Source organism: Paenibacillus tyrphae (assembly GCF_027925525.1).
Taxonomy (GTDB): domain Bacteria; phylum Bacillota; class Bacilli; order Paenibacillales; family NBRC-103111; genus Paenibacillus_G; species Paenibacillus_G tyrfis_B.
In genome coordinates this window covers 145,267-163,918 of record NZ_BSDJ01000009.1, presented here as the reverse complement: position 1 = coordinate 163,918, position 18,652 = coordinate 145,267, and the positions used below count along the sequence as shown (strand labels likewise).

The 18,652-nt window shown below is 55.2% G+C and carries 18 protein-coding genes and 1 other annotated feature; of the genes, 16 read left to right on the top strand and 2 right to left on the bottom strand.

Annotation, left to right across the window (positions count from 1 at the left end; translation table 11 throughout):
• The first annotated feature begins 6 nt into the window (after positions 1–6).
• The 10 genes from QMG93_RS13125 (at position 7) to QMG93_RS13080 (ending at position 9,170) form a co-directional block, all read left to right on the top strand.
• Positions 7–1,161, top strand: a complete 1,155-nt coding sequence (locus QMG93_RS13125) for an FtsW/RodA/SpoVE family cell cycle protein (RefSeq protein WP_281937085.1) — start codon at positions 7–9, stop codon at positions 1,159–1,161.
• A gap of 160 nt (positions 1,162–1,321) precedes the next feature.
• Positions 1,322–2,290 carry a peptidoglycan DD-metalloendopeptidase family protein gene (locus tag QMG93_RS13120; RefSeq protein WP_281937083.1) on the top strand — a complete coding sequence of 323 codons (969 nt, stop codon included), beginning with the start codon at positions 1,322–1,324 and terminating at the stop codon, positions 2,288–2,290.
• On the top strand, positions 2,283–3,194 hold the full coding sequence (locus QMG93_RS13115; RefSeq protein ID WP_281937081.1) for a site-2 protease family protein: 912 nt from the start codon (positions 2,283–2,285) through the stop codon (positions 3,192–3,194). The genes QMG93_RS13120 and QMG93_RS13115 overlap by 8 nt, the downstream gene beginning before the upstream one ends.
• 36 nt (positions 3,195–3,230) lie before the next feature.
• A complete protein-coding gene (locus tag QMG93_RS13110; protein ID WP_281937079.1) occupies positions 3,231–4,472 on the top strand; it encodes an Rne/Rng family ribonuclease in 1,242 nt (413 codons plus the stop codon).
• Positions 4,473–4,524: 52 nt separating this feature from the next.
• Positions 4,525–4,614: a sequence feature (ribosomal protein L21 leader region), on the top strand.
• Positions 4,615–4,625: 11 nt separating this feature from the next.
• A complete protein-coding gene (rplU, locus tag QMG93_RS13105; RefSeq protein ID WP_010498637.1) occupies positions 4,626–4,937 on the top strand; it encodes a 50S ribosomal protein L21 in 312 nt (103 codons plus the stop codon).
• 6 nt (positions 4,938–4,943) lie between these two features.
• Positions 4,944–5,282 carry a ribosomal-processing cysteine protease Prp gene (locus QMG93_RS13100; protein WP_281937076.1) on the top strand — a complete coding sequence of 113 codons (339 nt, stop codon included), beginning with the start codon at positions 4,944–4,946 and terminating at the stop codon, positions 5,280–5,282.
• Between the two features lie 14 nt (positions 5,283–5,296).
• Positions 5,297–5,608 carry a 50S ribosomal protein L27 gene (gene rpmA, locus QMG93_RS13095; RefSeq protein ID WP_010498641.1) on the top strand — a complete coding sequence of 104 codons (312 nt, stop codon included), beginning with the start codon at positions 5,297–5,299 and terminating at the stop codon, positions 5,606–5,608.
• A gap of 164 nt (positions 5,609–5,772) precedes the next feature.
• On the top strand, positions 5,773–6,408 hold the full coding sequence (locus QMG93_RS13090; protein ID WP_281937071.1) for a Spo0B domain-containing protein: 636 nt from the start codon (positions 5,773–5,775) through the stop codon (positions 6,406–6,408).
• 21 nt (positions 6,409–6,429) lie between these two features.
• A complete protein-coding gene (gene obgE, locus QMG93_RS13085) occupies positions 6,430–7,731 on the top strand; it encodes a GTPase ObgE (RefSeq protein ID WP_281937069.1) in 1,302 nt (433 codons plus the stop codon).
• A gap of 377 nt (positions 7,732–8,108) precedes the next feature.
• Positions 8,109–9,170 carry an anthranilate phosphoribosyltransferase gene (locus QMG93_RS13080; protein WP_281937067.1) on the top strand — a complete coding sequence of 354 codons (1,062 nt, stop codon included), beginning with the start codon at positions 8,109–8,111 and terminating at the stop codon, positions 9,168–9,170.
• A gap of 85 nt (positions 9,171–9,255) precedes the next feature.
• Here QMG93_RS13080 and QMG93_RS13075 read toward each other — a convergent pair whose 3' ends face one another.
• Positions 9,256–9,759 carry an NUDIX domain-containing protein gene (locus QMG93_RS13075; RefSeq protein WP_281937065.1) on the bottom strand — a complete coding sequence of 168 codons (504 nt, stop codon included), beginning with the start codon at positions 9,757–9,759 and terminating at the stop codon, positions 9,256–9,258.
• 149 nt (positions 9,760–9,908) lie between these two features.
• Between QMG93_RS13075 and QMG93_RS13070 the strand changes: the two genes are divergently transcribed.
• The 6 genes from QMG93_RS13070 to QMG93_RS13045 all read left to right on the top strand — a co-directional run bounded on the left by QMG93_RS13070 (position 9,909) and on the right by QMG93_RS13045 (position 17,962).
• On the top strand, positions 9,909–10,382 hold the full coding sequence (locus QMG93_RS13070) for an ACT domain-containing protein (protein WP_281937063.1): 474 nt from the start codon (positions 9,909–9,911) through the stop codon (positions 10,380–10,382).
• 54 nt (positions 10,383–10,436) lie between these two features.
• Positions 10,437–11,723 carry a homoserine dehydrogenase gene (locus QMG93_RS13065; protein ID WP_281937061.1) on the top strand — a complete coding sequence of 429 codons (1,287 nt, stop codon included), beginning with the start codon at positions 10,437–10,439 and terminating at the stop codon, positions 11,721–11,723.
• Positions 11,724–11,728: 5 nt separating this feature from the next.
• A complete protein-coding gene (thrC, locus tag QMG93_RS13060; RefSeq protein ID WP_054975038.1) occupies positions 11,729–12,790 on the top strand; it encodes a threonine synthase in 1,062 nt (353 codons plus the stop codon).
• A 16-nt stretch (positions 12,791–12,806) separates the two neighbouring features.
• Positions 12,807–13,787: a homoserine kinase gene (thrB, locus tag QMG93_RS13055; RefSeq protein WP_281937057.1), complete on the top strand. Its 981-nt coding sequence runs from the start codon at positions 12,807–12,809 to the stop codon at positions 13,785–13,787.
• A complete protein-coding gene (gene pheA / locus QMG93_RS13050; protein ID WP_108534280.1) occupies positions 13,784–14,668 on the top strand; it encodes a prephenate dehydratase in 885 nt (294 codons plus the stop codon). Before thrB ends, pheA begins: the two co-directional genes overlap by 4 nt.
• 366 nt (positions 14,669–15,034) lie before the next feature.
• On the top strand, positions 15,035–17,962 hold the full coding sequence (locus QMG93_RS13045; protein WP_281937053.1) for a LysM peptidoglycan-binding domain-containing protein: 2,928 nt from the start codon (positions 15,035–15,037) through the stop codon (positions 17,960–17,962).
• 49 nt (positions 17,963–18,011) lie between these two features.
• Here QMG93_RS13045 and lepB read toward each other — a convergent pair whose 3' ends face one another.
• Positions 18,012–18,560, bottom strand: a complete 549-nt coding sequence (lepB, locus tag QMG93_RS13040) for a signal peptidase I (protein ID WP_281937050.1) — start codon at positions 18,558–18,560, stop codon at positions 18,012–18,014.
• Between the last annotated feature and the right edge of the window lie 92 nt (positions 18,561–18,652).

Below are 18,652 nucleotides of genomic sequence, written 5' to 3'. Positions count from 1 at the left end.
CGTCAGGTGCTGCACAAGCTGAAAAAAATCGATGTGCCCATCGTAGTCATACTTCTCGCCTTCATGGTCATCAGCACGATGCTCGTGTACAGCGCGACGCTAAACTCAAGAGTCATTACGTTTGAACCGAAAAAAATAATCGTGATTTACATCGTATCCATTATTGCTTTTTTGGTTACGACCTTGATCGACTACAGGATACTTACCAAAGTCTCCTTTTATTTATACGGATTCGGCGTATTTCTTCTCATTGCCGTTCTATTGTTCGGCGAAAAGATCGGCGGGGCGAGAGGCTGGTTTTCCCTTCCGATCGTCAAGCTTGACTTTCAGCCCGTGGAGTTATTCAAAATTATTTTGATTCTAACCTTGGCGATGTTCATTGCCAGGCGCAAAGGGGAGCCGCTTGAGCTGCTTCAGGATGTCGTTCCCGTCGGCTTGATTACATTCATCCCCGTTGTTCTGGTCGCGGTCCAGCCGGACCTTGGAAATGCGATGATTTTGGTTGTCATCTTGTGCGGAATGTACTGGATCGGCAACATGAGGCTAAGCTACTTGCTGATTGGGGCACTGGTCATTGCCGGGGCTGCCTATTTGTTTTTATATTTGTTTCAGCATTATCATACGGATATTCAGCAGTTCTTCCAGGCCAAAAAATGGCCGACCCACTGGATGGACCGCATCAATACGTTTATTAGTCCGGAAACGGCCAGCAAGGACGACAAATGGCAGGTGGACAACGCCATCCGCGCCATCGGCTCGGGCTCGCTGATCGGGGAAGGGTATTTGAACGGATCTTCCATTCACAGCAACCGGATTCCCGTCGTTTACACGGATGCCATATTCGTAGTTGTCGGCGAAGAGTTTGGTTTTGTCGGAGCTTCCGTTTTGCTGCTGTTGTATTTTGTATTGATTTACCGCATGATTCTCATCTCGATTTATTGCAACCACCTCGCCGGTACCTACATTATTATCGGTATCGTCTCGATGATGGTTTTCCAAATTTTCGAAAACATCAGCATGTGGATCGGCATTATGCCCGTAACCGGTATAACGCTGCCGTTCATCAGTTACGGGGGAACCTCGCTGCTGATCAACATGATTGCGATGGGACTCGTCATGAGCGTGCGGCTGCATGATGACAAGCTGCTTGAGGACGAGTGAACAAAAATGATACGAAGCCAAGTGAAGCACCCGCCGAAGGGTGCTTTTTTGTTTATAGTTGCAGCGGCACCGAATCCGTTCGTCCCTGCTCCTTGTCCGTATATTTGCGGGTACAAGCTCATAGGATGGAGTATAGCTTGAATGCGGGAGGGGCACGGGGATGGAAACGAGAAAAAACGTCCGGGAACGCCGGTCCGAAAAAATACGCAAGCTGCAGGAAGGCGGAGGCCGCCGACCAGGCAGAAACACGGAATATGCGCACATCGAATTTCCGTCTGGAGGAGAGATTTGCGAATGGGAATGGGACCGGGATCGCTTGGGCATAGAGGGTGAATGGAGAATCCGATCCGACGATCCGCGCGGATTGCCCGGGCCTTATTCCCGACAAGAGGGGCCGCCCGGCCCGGACTTATACGTTTCCGCCGACCCGGAGGAGGAATGGAACCGCAAATGGCAGCGGGAACTGTCCCGCATGGGCCGGGAGGACGACGGCGGATCGTTTTTTCGTCCGGGCCCCCGCACCGGACGGCTTGCGGTCCGGCTGCTGATTAGCGGGATGCTGTTTGCTGCCGTATGGGGCATGTTTCTTCTCGACCGTCCTTGGGCGAACAAGGGCAAGCAGTGGGTAACCGCCGCTTTAACCGAGTCGTTCGATATGGTTGCGCTTGCCTCATGGTACGAGAGTAAGTTCGGCAGCGCACCGTCGTTTCTTCCGGCAATGAACCCTGCGAAGCACACGGAGGCTCAGAAGGTCGCTATTGTATCGAAGCATTACTTTCCGCCAGTTGCCGGAAAGCTCATCGCTCCGTTTACGCCTTTACAAGGCGGGGTGCTTGTAGAAGCGGCGGCGGGCTCGCCCGTGGCGACTATCGATACGGGGCTGGTCACGTTTGCCGGTCCGAAAGACGATATCGGATTTGCCGTGGTGCTTCGTCATGCCGACGGTATGGAGTCGATATATGGGCATTTGGAGCCGGGGAAAGTGCAGACAGGCGATTGGTTTAAAGGAGGAGAGTCGATTGGTACGGTAGCGGAACCCGCAGGGGGGCAGGGAGCGGGAACGCTCTTTTTTGCCGTTTCGAAGAACGGTAAGCCTGTCAATCCGATGGACGTGATTTCATTTGATTAGACTGAGGAGAGGCAGACCGTGGAATGAATGGTTTGGCATTCGCTACCGGTTTCATCCGCTGTTTTCGATCCTGCTGCTGCTATCCGTATGGACGGGATATTTTATTGAAACGGCAACGCTGTTCGGAATCGTTCTCATTCACGAGCTCGGACACGTCGCGGCTGCCCGGAGCTTCGGGTGGCGGATCAGGGAGGTGCAACTGCTTCCCTTCGGGGGTGTCGCCTCGATGGAGGAACCCGGCGGCGTTCCTGCCGTTCAGGAACTTGTCGTTGCTCTGGCCGGACCGCTGCAGAACGTCTGGATGATGGTGGTCGGCTCACTTTTGACTACGGTCGGTCTGTTTTCCGAGCCATGGGGCTCCTATTTCGTACAGGCGAATTTGCTGATCGCCTTGTTCAATCTCCTGCCGGTGATGCCGCTGGACGGAGGCAAGGTTATGCAGGTGCTGGTCGGGCTGTGGCTTCCATATCAACGAACGATACAGGTGACAGCTGGGGTCAGCCTGCTCCTAAGCGCGCTGTTGATCGGTGCCGCCGGTGTGCACTTGCTCTCGGAAAAAGGCGGCATTCAGCTCAATTGGCTGATGATCGGACTATTTTTGCTCTATTCCAATTGGTACGAATGGCGCAGCGCGCCTTACCGCTTCATGCGTTTTCTGGTGCATCGGGAAGCGCGGTTCAAGAATATAAGAGATGGAACAGGAGAGCTTGCCGGACCGATCGTGGTGCCCGGAAACCGTAAAGTGACCGAGGTGGTCCGGTTGTTTATGCGCGACCGGTATCATTTGGTTTATGTGCTGGACGACAAAGGGCGCATCCGTTATGTCGTTCCCGAGCACGCGGTGCTCGCTCATTACTTTGACGAAACAAAAAGAGGAAAGTCGCTTGCCGAGCTTTTCGCCTAAAGAATGTGGTACAATAGGGCCGAGGTGTTGCTGCACATGAAACGTATATTGGTGAAACGCAACGAAGAGCATACCGAGGTAGCCGTCCAGGAGAACGGCAAGCTCGTGGAATATTACAAGGGTGAGCGAAATCAGGGGCAATTGGCCGGAAACATATATATCGGGCGCGTGGTTCGGGTGCTGCAGGGAATGCAATCGGCTTTTGTCGATATCGGGCTGGAGCGGAACGGGTTTTTATATATCGACGATCTGCTGCCGGCTCATATGGATAAGCAGCCGAAGGAAAAGCCGCCCATTCATGATTTGGTCAAAGTAGGACAGCAAATTATGGTCCAGGTCGTCAAGGAGCCTGTCGGCACCAAGGGGGCTCGCGTGACGACGCATTTCTCGCTTCCGGGCCGTTTCGGCGTCTATATGCCGTTCGCCGATTATATCGGCGTATCCCGCAAAATCGACAGCGCCGCCGACCGCGACCGGTTGAAACGGATGGCGGAGCGCCATCTGCGGCCCGGGGAAGGCTTCATCGTGCGTACGGCAGCTCTCGGAGAGCCGGAAGAGGCGCTTGCGGCCAATCTTGAGGAGCTTCGCATCCGTTGGCAGCAGTTGGAGACAATATCCCGATCGGACGGAGACGTACCGCGTAAAATTTATAGCGATCTGGAAATGCTTCCGCGTTTGCTTCGCGATTTGTTCCGCGACGATGTGCAAGAGCTGGTCGTAGGCTCCGAGCAGATGCTGAAGGAGGTGCGTGGGCTTATTGCCTCCCCGCGTTCCGAAGCACTTGCCGATCGGGTCAAGTTTCGCCCTCATACCGATCCGATTGCGGAATACGGGGTGGAGAAGCAGCTCGAGCAAGGACTCAGACGCAAGGTTTGGCTGGACAACGGCGGGTATTTGATCGTAGACCGGACGGAGGCGCTCACCGTCTTTGACGTCAATACGGGTAAGTACACGGGCTCGATCGATCTGGAGCAGACGGTGTTCGACACGAACCTCGAAGCGGCCAGAGAGATTGCGAGATTGCTGAGGCTGCGCGATATCGGCGGACTGATCATAATCGACTTCATCGATATGGAAACGGAAAGCTCCCGCCAGCAGGTGCTCGAGGAGCTGATTCGGGAAACGAAGAAGGACCGGACGAAAACGGTCGTTGTCGGCTGGACAAAGCTCGGGCTGGTGGAGTTGACGCGCAAAAAAGTGCGGGACAGCAAAGAGGCGGCGGCTCTGAAGTCGTGTCCGACTTGCGGAGGCAGCGGTTTTGTTGACTATAGTCAATAAAGTGTTGCATATTGCCTACATTTTATGATAATATATCTTGGTATGTTGCTATAGCATGCTGTAACCGCGCGAAGCGGGTTGTTTCCAAGCGTTTGTCCAGCTCGGACAAACCACCTGGCTTTAGGCGAGTCTGAGACATGAGGAGGTGCAACAATGTACGCAATTATTGAAACTGGTGGTAAACAGTACAAAGTCCAAGAGGGCGATGTTCTTTACATCGAAAAACTCGAAGCAGGCGAAGGCGAAGCGGTGACATTTGACCGCGTATTGGCCGTATCCGGCGCTAACGGTTTGGTGGTAGGCGCTCCGGTAGTTTCCGGCGCTTCCGTATCGGGTAAAGTTGAAAAGCATGGCAAAGGCGAAAAAATCATCGTTTACAAATACAAAGCGAAGAAAAACTATCGCCGTAAGCAAGGCCATCGTCAGCCTTACACTAAAGTTGTGATCGAAAAGATCCAAGCGTAAGAAGCCATGATTCGGGTCGCGATAACACGGGGGCCGGGCAGGCGGATTGAACGTTTTACCGTTGACGGACATGCGCAATATGACGAACCGGGCAAGGACATTGTCTGTGCCGGCGTCTCTGCCGTAACCGTAGGAACGGTAAACGCCGTCGAAACGCTGACGGGAATTCAGCTTGGAACGCGCATGAAGCACGGACTGCTTCAAGTCAAGATTCCGGCGGAGCTCGAGGCGGACATCGACGAAAAAGTACAGCTTTTGCTGGAAAGCATGGTTGTCATGCTGAGATCTATTGAGCAATCGTATGGTGCATATATAGCGATGCAAGATACATCATCATTCGAGTAAGGAGGTAGACAGACATGTTGCAATTGAATCTTCAGTTGTTCGCATCCAAAAAGGGTGTAGGTTCCACGAAGAACGGCCGTGACAGTATTGCGAAGCGCCTTGGCGTTAAGCGTGCCGACGGTCAAAAAGTGACGGCAGGAAGCATCCTCGTTCGTCAACGCGGAACGAAAATTCACCCGGGCAACAATGTGGGAATCGGCTCGGACGACACGCTTTTTGCTAAGGTTGAAGGCGTTGTGAAGTTCGAACGTTTAGGCCGCGATCGTAAGAAAGTGAGCGTCTACCCTGTGTCGGCTGCTCCTGTAGCCGCAGCAGTGGAAGTTTAATTCCCATCATCAACGTCCAAACCCCTGGCGAACGATGCTCGCCGGGGTTTTTTCTTAGTTAAATCCGGAATATTTTGGTAAGTTCGTAAGGGATACCGTGAATTTTGCTGCACAGCGTGCTATACTGGGAGGATAAAGGACGAACCGGAACGGAGAGGGTAAGCGTGACGTCGAACGCACAAGGTCGTACCAACGATGTACAATTTTACGATGCGGCGAAGCCGGCGACGGCGTTAGGGGCCTTGCTCGATGGGCCGGATTCGGACGTTCGTTTGCTTCGGTTATTTAATCATTACCGGCATGACTGGATGAACGATATCCAAATTTTGATGGGCTACGTGCAGTTGAAAAAGTATGATAAATTGCTTCCGCTTATGGAGAAAATAAAAGAGAAGGTCAGGCAGGAGAGCTATGTCTCCAAGCTTGGGATTCCTTCCTTGATTGTGCATTTGCTTGCATTTCAGGCAGAGGTTAAAGAGCTGCGACTTGAAATGGCGCTGGAAGAAGAAATTCATCTCCAGGATCTTGTTCAGCCACAGGAAGCGGCCGATGCCGTTATGGCGCTGCTCGCTTGCTTCAGAGAAGAAGCCGGCGACTCCAAAGATGAAGAGAATGTATTTGAATTGCGATTGGCCAGAATGAAAGACCGTTTGAAGCTAACGGCTCGTTACGAAGGGAAATATGCGGCACAGCGGCTGCAGCGTAAAGAAAGATCGTTTAAGGAAATACACGAAAGCTTGGAAACGTATTACGGCGAACATACGGCTGTGTGGACGTTATGGTGGTCCTACCGGCATTGATACATAAAGAGGGTGAACCTGATGTTTGTAGACAAGGCGAAGATTTATGTTAAAGGCGGTGACGGAGGCGACGGTCTGGTTGCTTTCCGGCGGGAGAAGTACGTTCCCGAGGGAGGACCAGCCGGAGGCGACGGCGGGGATGGCGGCGATGTCATTTTCCGCGTGGACGAAGGATTGCGCACGCTGGTTGATTTTCGTTACCAGAAGCATTTTAAAGCGCAGCGCGGTGAAAAAGGCCGCAATAAAAGCCAGCACGGGGCGAATGCGGATGATATGGTCGTGCGAGTTCCGCCGGGAACGGTCGTCATCGACGACGATACGCAGGAGATTATTGCTGATCTGACGCGTCACGGTCAGCAAGTCGTCGTAGCCAAGGGCGGACGGGGAGGCCGCGGCAACACCCGGTTTGCGACTCCGAACAATCCGGCTCCGGAAATTGCCGAGAACGGGGAAGAAGGCGTCGAACGCTGGGTGGTGCTTGAACTGAAGGTCATGGCGGACGTCGGTCTGGTCGGCTTTCCGAGCGTAGGAAAATCGACGCTGTTGTCCGTCGTATCCGGCGCCAAGCCGAAGATCGGGGCGTATCACTTTACGACGTTGACTCCGAATCTCGGTGTGGTGGATGTAGGCGACGGCCGCAGCTTCGTCATGGCGGATTTGCCGGGTTTGATCGAAGGGGCTCATGAGGGAGTAGGATTGGGTCACGAGTTTTTGCGGCACGTCGAGCGGACGCGGATCATTGTGCATGTGGTGGACATGGCGGCAACCGAGGGGCGCGATCCGTTTGAAGACTGGGTCAAAATTAACGACGAGCTGAAGCTTTATAACGCCAAGCTGGAAGAACGGCCGCAGATCGTCGCTGCCAATAAGATGGACATGCCCGATGCAGAGGAGCAGCTTGCTGAATTTAAGCGCAAGCTTGCGGAAATCGGCAAAGAATTGGATATCTATCCAATTTCTGCCCTTTCCCGGACCGGTGTACAAGAGCTATTGTACAAAGTGGCTGATAAGCTGGAAACCATTCCGGAAATGCCGATGGTGGAAGAATTGGTCGAATTGTCGGAGCGTAAGGTGTACCGTCTGGAGTACGAGGAAGACGAAGACTTCACGATTCGCCGGGAAAACGATGTCTTTGTTGTCGATAGCCCGAGCATTGAGAAGCTGATCAAGCGGACCAACTTCAGCACCCATGAATCGGTTATGCGGTTTGCGCGCATTTTGCGGAAGAAGGGCGTCGATCAAGCGCTGCGCGAGCGTGGGGCGAAGGACGGTCAGACGATTCGCATCGGGGATTTCGAATTTGAGTTCGTAGAACAGGAATAGAACAACGAAAGCATCAATCGAACGTGTGATAAACATGTGAGGTTGGTGTTTTTTTTTGTTGATTAATTAGGAGGATATACGAAGGGATCGATAAAAAATAGTATTGAACTTTTTGGTTTTGGATTGTATAGTAAATATTATGTAATTAAATATGACATAAAATTATGCGTTTATAATGTTTATTTTGCGAAAACACCTGATTATCAGTCGACTTCTTGTTTAATGTCATTATAATTAACATTAAATATACCGGTTGGGAAGTCGGATCATTAGGCGGGCCTCAGTATCTGTATGCTTTCATTTTCGTCCTTAGGCCGCCTTATACCCCGTAGCCTTTCGCATATCGAAGGTTGATATTTTCAGGAGGTGATTCCGTCTTGAAGGAGTGGATCAAAGCGGTAGGTAACCGGAAGCCCGGGACCCGGAACTTGAGCTATGACGAAGCGGTAGCTGCAGCTCACGCCATTGCGCGTGGCGACTCGACGGATGCGCAAACGGCGGCATTTCTGATGGCGATGCGGATGAGAGGGGAATCGGAAGAGGAGATGACGGGCTTCATCGATGTTTTCCGCAAATATTCCTTGCCCTATCGTTCGTTCTCTCATTCGCTTAACTCCGCCGGTCCGCATAACGGACGATTGTGCTTTCCAGTGACGATTCCGGTCAGTCTGCTGCTGGCGTCCGTCGGCTTTCCTCAGGTGCTGCACGGCGGCGAATTGTTTTCCCCGCGAACGGGGCAATCGCTGAAATCGCTTCTGGAGGGGCTCGGGCTTCAAGTTGTACTTGGTGCGAGAGAATGGGAAGCGGTATTTTTGCAGCTCGGCATCGGCTTTATTTGGACGGAGCTCATGTGTCCGCCATTCGGCCGCGTGCGCCCGGTTCGGGAGCAAGTCGGCTTGTGGACCTTGCTGGATACGGTCGAGCAGGCCATGAATCCGGTTCACTCGCAATATATCGTTCTTGGGGTTCGGCATAAGACGGCGATGGAGCGTTTGTTGAAGCTGCTGCGGAAATCCGGAGTGGAAACGGCTTACCTTATACAGGGAATAGAAGGCACGGAAGATTTGCCGCTTCACAAAAGCAGCTCGATCCGCAAGGTGACCCCATGGGGCGATGAGGCAACCACGATCGATCCCGGGACGTTTGGCTTTCATGGCGCTCCTTTGGAGAAATGCGGCAAAGAACGCCAGCTTGAGCTGCTGGAGCGCATCATACAAGGGGAGGAAGCACCGGAACTGCACAACGAGCGGGAGCATGTCGTTTTTAACGCCGGGCTGCGATTGTATTGGTTTGACAAGGTCGGATCGTATGAAGAAGGCTTCCAACTGGCCCGCTCCTTATTGCAGCGCAAAGAAGCGTATAAGCTGCTGGTCAAATGGCGTGAGCTCAGCGGTATCGGCCAGAGCAGAAAGCTGTCACGGAAGAAAATGAGCGGCTGATGGACGCGGGCTGCAAAAGCGAAATTATTGAAGGGAAGGGCGCTCATCTGGGGCGCCCTCTTTGTTTTTGACGTGTGGAAGAAAGTCAGACTTGCTGCGGGTCGATGAGTTGCGTCCAATGCACGGCAGAATTACCTTCTTCGTCATAGCCGGCCGTTCCGACCCAAACGTGGGGATTCGGCCCTTCGGTAAAATAATGCTCCAGCAGTTTGCGGAAAATAAACGGGATTTCGCGGTCCAGCACTTGATGGCGCGGAATCCAATGCAGCTCCCCCTCGTCGGTCGAGCCGACGTCCCTTTTCAAGGTTTCGGCCGTGTAGATAAACTGCTGGCGCACTTCCTGTTGGTTAAGGCGTATTAAGATGTACTGCAGCCGCAGATTCGCGATATGCTCCGCCAGCAATCCGGTTTCCTCGTGAATTTCCCGGAGCACTGCACCCGCCGGATCGCCGATTTCGTGCGGCTCCAGATGTCCGCCCACAGATGCCCACAAGCCGGGGGACAGCGTCCGGTTGGGGGAGCGCTTCATCATCAGCATATCGTTTCCGTGAAATAAGATAGCCGTAGCCATCAAACGCGCTCGTATCAAGCTTCGTCCTCTCCTTTGTGCTTAACGCGGATTTGCTGAATACCACTTTATCACAAAATATCGAAAAAAGCCTATTGCGGGAACTCTGCGCTTTGCGCTATAATGTCCACTAGGTAAAAACAATCGTCTTTTTAGAGAGGACTGTTACAGTGCCGGAAAAACAAGCCGTTCAGGATAGCCGAATCGGGACGGAGCGCTACTTTTTGGTGCGTGAAGATATACTGCCCGAGGCGCTGATTAAGACGGTACAGGCCAAAGAGCTGCTGGCCCGCGGAGAAGTGAAGACCATTCACGAAGCGGTGGAGCAGGTGGAGCTGAGCCGAAGCGCTTTTTACAAGTATAAGGACGGGATTTTCCCGCTCAGCAAGCTCGAACGGGAGCGGATCGTAACGATCTCGATGGATTTGGAGCATCGTCCGGCGATTTTGTCCCGGGTGCTTGCGATGATTGCTGGCCTTGAGGGCAACGTGCTGACGATTCACCAGACGATCCCGTTGCAGGGCATAGCCAATGTTGTCATCTCGGTGGAAACGTCCATGATGGGCGAGACCGTCGCCACGCTGCTCGACAAGCTGCGCTGCCAGGAAGGGGTAAGCCGGGCCGCTTTGGTGGGGCAAGGCTAGAACTAATTTTTGGGACCATCTACTTTATGCACAATTACAATCAGGAGGAACCCTATGAAACCCGTCAAAGTTGGATTACTTGGTCTCGGTACGGTCGGTACCGGGGTCGTTCGCATCGTGGAAGGACATCAGCACGATCTGATGAGCCAATCGGGCTCGCCGATCGAGATCGCTAAAATTTTGGTGCAGGACAAAAACAAAGCCCGCAGTATCAACGTATCGTCGGATATTCTGACGGAAAATCCCTGGGATGTCATCGAGAACCCGGAGATCGACGTCATCGTCGAAGTGATGGGCGGCATCGAGCTGACGAAGCAGTTGATGCTCGGTGCGTTGGAGCGCGGCAAGCACATCGTTACGGCAAACAAAGACCTGATGGCGCTGCACGGTCCGGAGATTTTGGCGAAAGCTGCTGAGAAAGGCTGCGACGTTTTCTACGAAGCGAGCGTAGCCGGCGGTATCCCGATCATCCGCACGTTGATCGAAGGCTTTTCTTCCGACCGGATCACGAAGATTATGGGTATCGTCAATGGGACAACCAATTATATTTTGACGAAAATGAGCCAGGAAGGCGCGGCTTACGCCGATGTGCTGAAGGAAGCGCAGGAGCTCGGCTATGCCGAAGCCGATCCGACCTCCGATGTCGAAGGCTTCGATGCGGCGCGGAAAATGACGATTCTCGGCACGCTTGGCTTTCACGCTAACGTCGCGCTTGCAGATGTAGAAGTGAAGGGCATCTCCGGCGTAACGAAAGAGGACATTGCGTACGGCAAACGTTTGGGTTACGAAGTGAAGCTGCTCGGCATCGCCGAGCGTCAGGACGAGCATATCAGCATCAGCGTGCAACCGACGATGGTGAAGACGTCGCATCCGCTGGCGTCCGTCAACGGTGTGTTCAACGCCGTCTACGTCTACGGAGAAGCGGTGGGCGAGACGATGTTTTACGGTCCCGGCGCGGGCGAGATGCCTACGGCAACATCGGTTGTGGCCGACCTTGTCGCTGTCGTCCGCAACCTGAATCTTGGTGTCAACGGCCGCCGCGGGTTCATCCCGTACAAAGAGAAGAAGCTGAAAACCGACGAGCAGATCGTTTCCAAAAATTTCATCCTGCTGCACGTCGCCGACAAAGCGGGCGTGCTGTCCCAAATCACGCAAGTGTTCGCCGAGCACGGGGTTAGCCTGGAGTCGGTTCTACAGCACCCGAATGCAACGAATCCGCTTGCCGAAATCATCATTATCACGCACGACGCCAACAAGGCGGCGATGAATAAGGTGCTGAAACAATTCGAAACCATGGACGTCGTTCATGCGATCAAAAGCGTATACCGAGTGGAGGGCTAATCGAAATGAGATACATGGGATTACTGCAGACCTATAAACAATATTTGCCGGTGAACGACAATACGCCGCTGCTCACCCTGCAGGAAGGCAATACGCCGCTCGTCCGCGCGGAAAATTTGTCGAACGAGCTCGACCTCGACATTTATTTCAAATATGAGGGCTTGAACCCGACCGGCTCGTTTAAAGACCGCGGGATGGTGATGGCCGTTGCCAAGGCGATGGAAGAGGGCAGCCGCACGATTATGTGCGCCTCCACAGGCAACACCTCGGCGGCGGCGGCCGCTTATGCGGCGCGCGGCGGGCTGAACTGCATCGTGCTTATCCCGAACAACAACATTGCGCTCGGCAAGCTGGCTCAAGCGATCATTTACGGCGCCAAGGTCATCGCCATCGAAGGAAACTTCGACCGTGCGCTTGAGATCGTACGCGAAATTACGGCCAAGCATCCGATCACGCTGGTGAACTCCGTCAATCCGTTCCGGATCGAGGGCCAAAAGACGGCGGCGTTCGAGGTGTGCGATCAGCTTGGCAAAGCGCCGGACTATCTCGCGATTCCGGTTGGCAATGCGGGCAACATTACGGCTTATTGGAAAGGATTCAAGGAGTACTACGAGAACGGCAAATCGAAGTCGCTGCCGAAAATGATCGGCTTCGAAGCCGAAGGCGCGGCGGCGATTGTGCGCGGCGAACCGATCCCGGACCCGGAAACGATCGCGACGGCGATCCGCATCGGCAACCCGGCCACTTGGAAAGGTGCGGAAGCGGCAGCCAAAGATTCCGGCGGTCAAATTAATTTCGTGACGGACGAGCAGATTTTGCATGCTTACAAGACGATTGCCGCGCGCGAAGGGATCTTTGCCGAGCCGGCTTCGGCGGCATCGATCGCAGGCGTCATGAAGCTGAAGAGCGAAGGCTACTTTGAGAAGGGCCAATCTGTCGTCTGCGTGCTGACGGGACACGGTCTTAAAGATCCGAACATCGCAATCAAGAGCGTCAGTGCGGAACCGATGGTCGTACAAGACTCCGAAGAAGCGGTCATGGAAGCGATCCGCAAGCTTGAAGGTTAGGAGCGTCGCGGTAACTATGGAAAACGGCAGCAGGAGAGTGCGCGTCAAAGTACCGGCCAGCACGGCCAACCTCGGCCCCGGCTTCGATACGCTGGGAATGGCGTTGAATTTGTATGCTTGGATCGAGATGGGGCTTGCCGAGACGACGCAGATCGAGCTTTTCGGCGACCAGATGAACGGCGTACCTGCGGATAAAAACAATCTCATTTACAAAGTAGCCCAAATGGTGTTTGAGCGGGCCGGTGTCCGTCATCCGGAGCTGTACATTGCGATGTACAGCGACATTCCGTTGACGCGCGGGCTCGGCAGCAGCGCTTCGGCCATTATCGGCGCGCTGGCTGCGGCTAACGCGCTGATCGATCGTCCGTTTACCGACGACGATTTGTTTCAAATGGCGACGGAGCTGGAACAGCACCCTGACAATGTCGGGGCCTCGCTGTTTGGCGGCATCGTTGTCGCTTTCTGGGACGGCAAGCGGGCGGAGCATATCCGCATCGAGCCGCACGAACAGCTGGAAGTGCTGGTGGCGATCCCGCACTTCCAGCTGTCGACGGACAAAGCTCGCGGGGTGCTGCCGCGCGAGCAGAGCCTCGAAAACGCCGTCTTCAACGTCGGCCATTCGTCGGTGCTGGTAGCCGCCCTGTGCACCGGGCGGCTCGACATGATCGCGCGCGCGATGAAGGACGCGCTGCATCAGCCATACCGGGCACCGCTCGTGCCCGGGCTCGCCAAGATCCTCGCCGAAGCGACGGACCACGGCGCGCTCGGCGTTGCGCTTAGCGGCGCAGGTCCGACGATGCTGGCGCTCGTCGACCGCCGCAGCTCCCGGAAGGCGGAGCTTGAGGCGTTCATGCGGGGAACGTTGAAGGAAGAAGGGATCGAGGCCTCGACGATGTGGCTGAGTCCTGACCGAGCGGGGGTTCAGGCGCACCGATTGATCTCTGCGGACGGCGGACATACACTATTTGAAATGATAAAGGGAGAGAACCGGGCATGAAGCGAATATCGCTCCTCGGACCTGGAACGTACACCGAAGAATCCGCACATCATTATCTTGGTCGAGACGCTTTTGACTATGTAAATTACAAATTGATTGCGGATGTGTTCGAATCGACGGTAAACGGTGTGACCGATTACAGTGTGATTCCGATCGAAAATACGTTTGAGGGCTCTGTCAGCCTGCATGTGGACTGGCTCGTGCACAATGTCGACCTGCCGATTCAGGCGGAGTGGGTATATCCCATTTCGATCAATCTGCTGCGTTTGCCCGGCGGGCCGGGCGGTTCGGATGAGCTGGAGGCGGCTTGCGGAGCAATCCGCAAAATTTATTCCCACGGGGTAACGCTGGCGCAATGCCAGCAGTTTCTGCGTACGCACTTGCCCGATGTCGAGCTGGAGCCTGTCGGCAGCAACGGTGAAGCGGCACGCATGGTCAGAGAGCTTGGCGATCCTGCCGCAGCCGCGCTTGCGCCGCTCGGCGCCGGGGCATTGTACGGGCTGGAGACGCTGGCAGCGGGCGTGCAGGACCATCAGAATAATTTCACGCGCTTCGTGCTGATCGGTCACGAGAAGCCGCAGCTCAAAGAGACGGCCGACCGGAAAACGACCATCCTGGTCACGCTGCCGGAAGATTTTCCGGGAGCGCTGCATCAGGTGCTCTCGGCGTTTGCCTGGAGGCGCATCAACTTGTCCAAAATTGAGTCGCGCCCGACGAAGAAGAAGCTGGGAAGCTATTATTTTTATATCGATATTGAGGCTTCGATGGATTCCGTGCTGCTTCCTGCGGCTCTGCAAGAAATTGAGGCCATCGGCTGCCAAGTTCGGCTCATGGGCTGCTACCCTACGTTTTCTTACGGAACCGAAACGGCAAAAGTCTAGTCCGTATGGTACAGGACGTTTATTTAAACGGCGAATACGGCAGGAAAAAGAGTGCGAAATTTCGGCGGGATCGTCGATTTTTGTGATAAACTGGTAAATTTGAGGGAATCTGCCTGTGGCGGGTTTCTTTTTTTTGAAGTTTTGACTAGATGCAAGGGAATTGCGCTCTAACGTGATAGCAGGAGATGCCGTGGTTTCGTACCATTTTTTTCGATTTGGATGGTCAAATGCCTACTTTGCTGCATAAACTGTAATGTCATTTTGTTCCGGAGCGCCAGCGGGCTTCACGGAGCCGGTTCCGGGCCGGAAATCAAGCGGTTTTCTTAAGTCAGTACGACTTCCGCACAACTGAAGGAGGTTTACGCAGTGAAGATTCATATCGTCAAGAAAGGCGAGTCGCTCTACGGGCTGTCCCAAAAGTACGGCGTCGAGCTCGACAAGCTGATCGCGGCCAACCCGCAAATCACCGATCCGAACGTCATCGATGTCGGGCAGAAGGTGAAAATTCCTCATGCGCCGAAGCCGGTAGCCCCCCCGCCAACAGATTATTTGTATAAGCACGTTGTGGTTCAGGGGGACTCGCTTTGGAAGCTGGGCAAAGCGTGGGGAGTTCCGCTTGCGGATATGATTGCGGCCAATCCGCAGCTCAAAAATCCGAATGTATTGATGACTGGAGATGTCGTCTACATTCCGAAGCCGGGCTCGAATCCGAACCCCTACCCGCTGGCTACTCCACAAGCTCCGCTGCCTGTTGAAGCGTCTCCGATCTCGGAGCTTCCGCTCGCTCCGAATGTAGGTATGCCTAATGTGGGTTCGCAGCCGGAGATGGAAACGCCGCATATGGGACCGCTCCAGAGTTTGGGCATACCGCACGTCATGCCCTTCTCAAATATCCCGCAGCCCAATGTGACGCCATTTTCGACTCAGCCGAATATGCCGCAGCCGAACGTAGCGCCGTTTGCGGCTCAGCCAAATATGCCGCAGCCGAACGTAACGCCGTTTGCGGCCCAGCCGAATATCCCGCAGCCGAACGTAGCGCCGTTTGCGGCCCAGCCAAATATGCCGCAGCCGAACGTAGCGCCGTTTGCGGCTCAGCCAAATATGCCGCAGCCGAACGTAGCGCCGTTTGCGGCTCAGCCAAATATGCCGCAGCCGAACGTAGCGCCGTTTGCGGCCCAGCCAAATATGCCGCAGCCGAACGTAGCGCCGTTTGCGGCCCAGCCAAATATGCCGCAGCCGAACGTAGCGCCGTTTGCGGCCCAGCCGAATATGCCGCAGCCGAACGTAGCGCCGTTTTCGACCCAGCCGAATATGCCACAGCCGAACGTAGCGCCGTTTGCGGCCCAGCCGAATATGCCGCAGCCGAACGTAGCGCCGTTTTCGGTCCAGCCAAATATGCCGCAGCCGAACGTAACGCCGTTTGCGGCCCAGCCGAATATGCCGCAGCCGAACGTAGCGCCGTTTGCGGCCCAGCCGAATATGCCGCAGCCGAACGTAGCGCCGTTTGCGGCCCAGCCGAATATGCCACAGCCGAACGTAGCGCCGTTTTCGATTCAGCCACAGGGCAAGCAAGAAGCCGCATTGTCTTCCAACATAGCTCCTATACCAACTTTCCCCACAATGGAACAACAATCATTCCAAACACCACAACCGTTCCAAGCGGCATCGAACGAGGCCCCACAACCGTTCCAAGCGGCGCAGAAGGGCAAGCCGGAGCCGATGTCGCAGCCGTTTAGCGCAGCGCAGAAGCCGCAGCCGTACGAGGCGCCACAGCCGTTCCAAGCGGCGCAGAAAGGCATGCCGGGCCCGATGCCGCAGCCGTTCAGCGCAGCGCAGAAGCCGCAGCCGTACGAGGCCCCACAGCCGTTCCAAGCGGCGCAGAAGGGCAAGCCTGAGCCGATGTCACAGCCGTTTAGCGCAGCGCAGAAGCCGCAGCCGTACGAGGCGCCACAGCCGTTCCAAGCGGCGCAGAAAGGCATGCCGGGCCCTATGCCGCAGCCGTTCAGCGCAGCGCAGAAGCCGCAGCCGTACGAGGCCCCGCAGCCGTTCCAAGCGGCGCAGAAGGGCAAGCCGGAGCCGGTGTCACAGCCGTTTAGCGCAGCGCAGAAGCCGCAGCCGAACGAGGCGCCACAGCCGTTCCAAGCGGCGCAGAAAGGCAAGCCGGAGCCAATGTCACAGCCGTTTAGCGCAACGCAGAAACCGCAGCCGTACGAGGCCCCACAGCCGTTCCAAGCGGCGCAGAAGGGCAAGCCTGAGCCGATGCCGCAGCCGTTTAGCGCAGCGCAGAAGCCGCAGCCGTACGAGGCGCCACAGCCGTTCCAAGCGGCGCAGAAAGGCATGCCGGGCCCTATGCCGCAGCCGTACGAGGCGCCACAGCCGTTCCAAGCGGCGCAGAAGGGCAAGCCGAGCGAGTCAGCTCTAAATCCGTATGAAGTTGCTCAGCCGCAGCCCGGGTACCAACCGTTTCAGTTTGGATCCCAGCCGCCGCAGCCTTCGGAGTCTTTGTTCCATCAATACAATGTTCCCGCTGTCGAAGCATTGGCTCACCAGCCGCCGCAGCCCTATGGAAAAGGCAAAGAAAACGCTTGGAAGGAACCGGAGCTTCCGCCGATTCCGCAAATGCCTAGCACAGGGACGATGCCATATTTTACGGCCCCGGCAGCGCCTCCGGCATACCCGCCTTTATCTACCGGTCAGCCGCCGGTTGTTAAAAGCGGCTGCGGCTGCGGAGGGGGGCTGGCGGATTTGCCTTACGCGTTACCGCCGGAATCGCCTTCCTTTGCGCAGATGCCTGAGCAGGCTTCTTATGTGCCTCAATGGTCCCATACAGCGCCGATTTCGCTCGAGCCGCCTCTGCCGCAGCCGAATTTTCCCGGTCCGTTCCAGCCCTATGGCCACCCGGCGGACGAATATCCGCTCATGCCGTTTGCCGGTCCGGGACCTTTATTCTGTGAACCGATCGTTCCGTTCCACGGATACCCGGGGTTTCCGTCGTATCCAGGCTATGTAAGCCCTGCGGTGTCTCCGTACGGAAGCCCCTATCCTTGGGGGCATCCGCCGGTTGACGATATTGGGAGAGAAGGCGAAGAGGAATCGGGAAAGAGCGCCCCTTCCGAAAAGGCGGTCATTTCGCAAACCGATACCCGATCCGAACCTAAAGCGGCTCGTCCCCCGAAACGGAAAAAGAAGCAAAGCTCGGCGCGTGCCGCACTCAGCAGCCTGATTGAGCGCAATCGCCGGCAGGCGGTCCGCTCGGCGAAACCGAGAAAACCATTGCCTTGGCTGGGGAACTAAATAAAAAACAGCCGGAAGCTTAGGCCTCCGGCTGTTTTTTATGCTCATGTCACATCTTGATGCCCAATACGTGGTCCAGCGGAATAAAACCGATTTCCCGGCTGTCTTTGCTGTGATTTCGGTTATCTCCCATAACGAAGATATGGCCTTCGGGGATCGTCCATTTGTGCTCGCCGAGAACCTGCATCGGTTCGTTCAAGTACGGTTCCTCCAGCGGCTCCCCGTTACGGTATACTTTACCGTTTCTGAGCTCCAGGACATCCCCAGGCTTGCCGATGACCCGTTTGACGTACATATTCGGGTCCTCGCTTCCGCGAATGAACTTCAGCAGCGGGTGTTCCAGCACATCGTCCTTGAGCGTGCGCTCCCGTTCCACCCTGCTGTCGATAATAACGATATCTCCGTACTTCGGCGCATAGCGGAACGTATGCGATAGCTTGGATACATAGATGCGCTGTTCGTTGTGCAGCGTAGGGTCCATCGAATGGCCCAGCACATTGGTCGGTTGAAACACGAAGATGCCGATCACAAGCGTCAGTGCAAAAGCGGCTGCGATGGAACGAACCCACGCCCAAATTTCTTTGATTAGAGGATGCATAAACAACCGCCCTTCCTTTCCGCTGTTCGTATGCAACATAGTATACATGGAAAAAGTATAAACGTCGATCCCCATGGGAAAAATAGTAAAAA